Below are 5782 nucleotides of genomic sequence, written 5' to 3'. Positions count from 1 at the left end.
TGCTGACGCTCCTCGGTTGATCCTGACAGAGACGAGGTCTTCGGACCGGCAGTCGCCGGAGGGGTTAACTGTCGACATCACTAAGGGTGTGAGCCCTTAGGATGAGGGGCTTCGGAGACGAAGCGCCGATTGGCCGAAAGGCCAGAGATTATCGCCCTTCGGGGCTGGTCGCAAGACCGTCGGGCTTCGGCCCATTGAGGCTTACGGGCCTCGTGCTGTTTGACAGGTATAGAAGAAGAAAGAGAAACGTGGACGGCGGGGTCCTTGCGGGATCCGGTTGGTTGTCTGATCGCAAGATTGGACGGTTGATTGGGTCCGAATGAGACTTCGGCGTGTTTACGTTCTCGAGACCGGACGATCCCGCGAGGGATGTCCTGGTCTCAACCTCGTCAAGAGGTTTTGAGCGTAGCGACATTAGCCGGTTCAAAATATCTCATTCAACTTGAGAGTTTGATCCTGGCTCAGAACGAACGCTGGCGGCAGGCTTAACACATGCAAGTCGAGCGCCCCGCAAGGGGAGCGGCAGACGGGTGAGTAACACGTGGGGATCTGCCCAATGGTACGGAATAGCTCCGGGAAACTGGAATTAATACCGTATGAGCCCGCAAGGGGAAAGATTTATCGCCATTGGATGAACCCGCGTCGGATTAGCTAGTTGGTGTGGTAAAGGCGCACCAAGGCGACGATCCGTAGCTGGTCTGAGAGGATGATCAGCCACACTGGGACTGAGACACGGCCCAGACTCCTACGGGAGGCAGCAGTGGGGAATATTGGACAATGGGCGCAAGCCTGATCCAGCCATGCCGCGTGAGTGATGAAGGCCTTAGGGTTGTAAAGCTCTTTCGCCGACGAAGATAATGACGGTAGTCGGAGAAGAAGCCCCGGCTAACTTCGTGCCAGCAGCCGCGGTAATACGAAGGGGGCTAGCGTTGTTCGGAATCACTGGGCGTAAAGCGCACGTAGGCGGATTGTTAAGTCAGAGGTGAAAGCCTGGAGCTCAACTCCAGAACTGCCTTTGATACTGGCAATCTCGAGTCCGGAAGAGGTAAGTGGAACTGCGAGTGTAGAGGTGAAATTCGTAGATATTCGCAAGAACACCAGTGGCGAAGGCGGCTTACTGGTCCGGTACTGACGCTGAGGTGCGAAAGCGTGGGGAGCAAACAGGATTAGATACCCTGGTAGTCCACGCCGTAAACGATGGAGGCTAGCCGTTGGTGAGCATGCTCATCAGTGGCGCAGCTAACGCATTAAGCCTCCCGCCTGGGGAGTACGGTCGCAAGATTAAAACTCAAAGGAATTGACGGGGGCCCGCACAAGCGGTGGAGCATGTGGTTTAATTCGAAGCAACGCGCAGAACCTTACCAGCCTTTGACATGCCCTGGACAGTTACCAGAGATGGTTTCTTCTCTTCGGAGCCAGGGACACAGGTGCTGCATGGCTGTCGTCAGCTCGTGTCGTGAGATGTTGGGTTAAGTCCCGCAACGAGCGCAACCTTCGCCCTTAGTTGCCATCATTAAGTTGGGCACTCTAGGGGGACTGCCGGTGATAAGCCGCGAGGAAGGTGAAGATGACGTCAAGTCCTCATGGCCCTTACGGGCTGGGCTACACACGTGCTACAATGGCGGTGACAGTGGGACGCAAACTCGCGAGGGTGAGCAAATCTCCAAAAGCCGTCTCAGTTCGGATTGCACTCTGCAACTCGAGTGCATGAAGTTGGAATCGCTAGTAATCGTGGATCAGCACGCCACGGTGAATACGTTCCCGGGCCTTGTACACACCGCCCGTCACACCATGGGAGTTGGTTTTACCCGAAGGCGCTGCGCTAACCCGCAAGGGAGGCAGGCGACCACGGTAGGGTCAGCGACTGGGGTGAAGTCGTAACAAGGTAGCCGTAGGGGAACCTGCGGCTGGATCACCTCCTTTCTAAGGATGTTCCTTCAAGAATGCCCTGATCTTCGGGTCACGGCGCTTATCGGAACTCTTAGATCATAGCCGGTCAGTCAGACCGGCAAAATGCGGGACGCCGCCGTCTTCGTTTCTCTTTCTTCATGGACGAGCCCAGGCCACTGGGTCGGGATGCCGATGTCTTTTGGACATTGGGCGTTCTGGCTGGACTGTTGGCTAGGGGCTTGTAGCTCAGTTGGTTAGAGCGCGCGCTTGATAAGCGTGAGGTCGGAGGTTCAAGTCCTCCCAGGCCCACCATCTCATCACGTGTGGCGCCGACCTTTCGAGCTGCTGCCTTCCGGGGCCATAGCTCAGTTGGGAGAGCGCGTGCTTTGCAAGCATGAGGTCGTCGGTTCGATCCCGTCTGGCTCCACCATTCCTTCAAGGGGTGGCTGTCGAGCGCGGGATCCAAGCTTTTCTCGTCCATGAGAACCTGAATTCGCCGCATCGGCCTGGCTGGTGTGTGCGTGTTGTCTGACATCGTGAAAAAGCATTCATTCGAACTACCGCGTTAGCGGTGGGACGAAACATCGTTCGTCGCAAGACGTTCGGTGGATTTGTCTGTCGGAGCGTGACCGCGCCGTCGTCGAATGATGCGAAGCAAGCTGGTCTTTAGAATAGCTTTGATACCGTGGAGCGGGTCTCTCAAAACCGTTCCGCCCCCATCCACTCCGCACAGAGGGGATGGAGCAAGTTCCATTACTGGGTAGGTATCGAAGATGAGAACGATCAAGTGTCTTAAGGGCATTCGGTGGATGCCTTGGCGCTGAGAGGCGATGAAGGACGTGGTACGCTGCGATAAGTTACGGGGAGCTGCGAACAAGCTTTGATCCGTAAATTTCCGAATGGGGAAACCCACCTTCGACGACTGGGACTCTGAGGTCTTACCTCGGTGTCCCCGTGAGGGGATCCTGGCCGTGAGGCTTTGGAATTCCAGTTGTCAGATGAAGGTATCTAGTCCTGAATACATAGGGGTTAGAAGCGAACCCGGGGAACTGAAACATCTAAGTACCCGGAGGAAAGGACATCAACAGAGACTCCGTTAGTAGTGGCGAGCGAACGCGGACCAGGCCAGTGGTGAATGTGCGACAAGTGGAACCGGTCAGGAAAGCCGGGCCTTAGTGGGTGATAGCCCCGTACACGTAATGCAATCATTCATCCTTGAGTAAGGCGGGACACGTGAAATCCTGTCTGAACATGGGGGGACCACCCTCCAAGCCTAAGTACTCCTCAGCGACCGATAGCGAACAAGTACCGTGAGGGAAAGGTGAAAAGCACCCCGACAAGGGGAGTGAAACAGTTCCTGAAACCGGATGCCTACAAACAGTTGGAGCCCAAGGTTCGTCCTGGGTGACAGCGTACCTTTTGTATAATGGGTCAGCGACTTAGTCTGGCGAGCAAGCTTAAACCGATAGGTGTAGGCGCAGCGAAAGCGAGTCTGAACAGGGCGTTCAGTTCGTCGGATTAGACCCGAAGCCGGGTGATCTAGCCATGAGCAGGTTGAAGGTGCGGTAACACGCACTGGAGGACCGAACCGGTGCCTGTTGAAAAAGTCTCGGATGACTTGTGGCTAGGGGTGAAAGGCCAACCAAACTCGGAAATAGCTGGTTCTCCGCGAAAACTATTTAGGTAGTGCCTCGCGTGAATACTCCAGGGGGTAGAGCACTGGATGGGCTAGGGGGATTTACCATCTTACCAAACCTAACCAAACTCCGAATACCTGGAAGTAGTGCGCGGGAGACAGACGGCGGGTGCTAACGTCCGTCGTCGAGAGGGAAACAACCCTGACCTACAGCTAAGGCCCCCAAGTCGTGGCTAAGTGTGAAAGGATGTGAGAGTCCGAAAACAACCAGGAGGTTGGCTTAGAAGCAGCCATCCTTTAAAGAAAGCGTAACAGCTCACTGGTCTAGGATTCTTGCGCCGAAAATGTATCGGGGCTCAAGCCACGCGCCGAAGCTTAGGGTTTGCCTTCGGGCAAGCGGTAGCGGAGCGTTCCGTAAGCCTGCGAAGGAGGATCCGTGAGGACCTCTGGAGGTATCGGAAGTGCGAATGCTGACATGAGTAACGACAAACAGTGTGAGAGACACTGTCGCCGAAAGTCCAAGGGTTCCTGCGTAAAGCTAATCTGCGCAGGGTTAGCCGGCCCCTAAGGCGAGGCCGAAAGGCGTAGTCGATGGGAATCAGGTGAATATTCCTGAGCCTGTGGGTAGTGACGAATCCCGTGTGTTGTCAGACGAACTGGTTCTGTTCTGGCTTCGAAGGGGTTCCAGGAAATAGCTCCCACATTAAGACCGTACCCGAAACCGACACAGGTGGACTGGTAGAGTATACCAAGGCGCTTGAGAGAACTATGCTGAAGGAACTCGGCAATTTACCTCCGTAACTTCGGGATAAGGAGGCCTTCCATGTGGGCAACCATGTGGGAGGGGCACAGACCAGGGGGTGGCAACTGTTTAGCAAAAACACAGGGCTCTGCGAAATCGCAAGATGACGTATAGGGTCTGACGCCTGCCCGGTGCCGGAAGGTTAAGAGGAGAGGTGCAAGCTTTGAATCGAAGCCCCGGTAAACGGCGGCCGTAACTATAACGGTCCTAAGGTAGCGAAATTCCTTGTCGGGTAAGTTCCGACCTGCACGAATGGCGTAATGACTTCCCCGCTGTCTCCAGCATAGACTCAGTGAAATTGAATTCCCCGTGAAGATGCGGGGTTCCTGCGGTCAGACGGAAAGACCCCGTGCACCTTTACTGCAACTTTGCACTGGCATTCGTGTCGGTATGTGTAGGATAGGTGGTAGACTTTGAAGCGAGGGCGCCAGCTCTCGTGGAGTCACCCTTGAAATACCACCCTTATAGATATGGATGTCTAACCGCGACCCGTCATCCGGGTCCGGGACATTGCATGGTGGGCAGTTTGACTGGGGCGGTCGCCTCCCAAAGAGTAACGGAGGCGCGCGATGGTGGGCTCAGACCGGTCGGAAATCGGTCGTCGAGTGCAATGGCATAAGCCCGCCTGACTGCGAGACTGACAAGTCGAGCAGAGACGAAAGTCGGCCATAGTGATCCGGTGGTCCCACGTGGACGGGCCATCGCTCAACGAATAAAAGGTACGCCGGGGATAACAGGCTGATGATGCCCAAGAGTCCATATCGACGGCATCGTTTGGCACCTCGATGTCGGCTCATCACATCCTGGGGCTGGAGCAGGTCCCAAGGGTTCGGCTGTTCGCCGATTAAAGTGGTACGTGAGCTGGGTTCAGAACGTCGTGAGACAGTTCGGTCCCTATCTGCCGTGGGTGTAGGAATATTGAGAGGATTTGTCCCTAGTACGAGAGGACCGGGATGAACGTACCTCTGGTGGAGCTGTTGTGGCGCCAGCCGCAGTGCAGCGTAGCTATGTACGGTCGGGATAACCGCTGAAAGCATCTAAGCGGGAAACCCACCTCAAAACGAGTATTCCCTTGAGAACCGTGGAAGACGACCACGTTGATAGGCCGGGTGTGTAAGTGCAGTAATGCATTGAGCTTACCGGTACTAATCGTTCGATTGGCTTGATCGTTCTCATCCTCGATATCTACCGAGGACGAGCTATCAAAAGACCAGATCTCAAAAGATCGCTCGAAAGAGCCTTGCTTCGCAAATATGCGCGTGCTTCGCCGGCCTGGTGGCCATTGCGAGGAGCCTGAACCCGATCCCATCCCGAACTCGGCCGTTAAACTCCTCAGCGCCGATGGTACTATGTCTCAAGACCTGGGAGAGTAGGTCGCCGCCAGGCCTGCAAAGCACGCGCTCGCTTCTTCACAACCTGATAAAGCCCCGCCGGACAGAAATGTCCGGCGGGGT

At 55.5% G+C, this 5782-nt stretch carries 2 tRNA genes and 3 rRNA genes; all 5 read left to right on the top strand.

The features are described from left to right. Window positions 1-438 precede the first annotated feature (438 nt). Window positions 439-1923 (top strand): 16S ribosomal RNA (locus KHC24_RS06840). Window positions 1924-2125: 202 nt separating this feature from the next. Continuing rightward, window positions 2126-2202 (top strand) — tRNA-Ile (locus KHC24_RS06835). Window positions 2203-2244: 42 nt separating this feature from the next. Next, window positions 2245-2320: transfer RNA gene (locus KHC24_RS06830), tRNA-Ala, on the top strand. A 351-nt stretch (window positions 2321-2671) separates the two neighbouring features. After that, window positions 2672-5498 (top strand): 23S ribosomal RNA (locus KHC24_RS06825). A 101-nt stretch (window positions 5499-5599) separates the two neighbouring features. Beyond that, a 5S ribosomal RNA gene (gene rrf / locus KHC24_RS06820) occupies window positions 5600-5714 on the top strand. Together the 16S, 23S and 5S rRNA genes with 2 tRNA genes alongside form the textbook arrangement of a ribosomal RNA operon. The last annotated feature ends 68 nt before the right edge of the window (window positions 5715-5782 follow it).

Origin of the sequence: Ancylobacter defluvii (assembly GCF_018390605.1) — a bacterium.
GTDB classification, from domain to species: Bacteria; Pseudomonadota; Alphaproteobacteria; order Rhizobiales; family Xanthobacteraceae; genus Ancylobacter; species Ancylobacter defluvii.
Note: the sequence above shows the minus strand (reverse complement) of the source record. Positions and strands in the feature narration are given on the sequence as shown.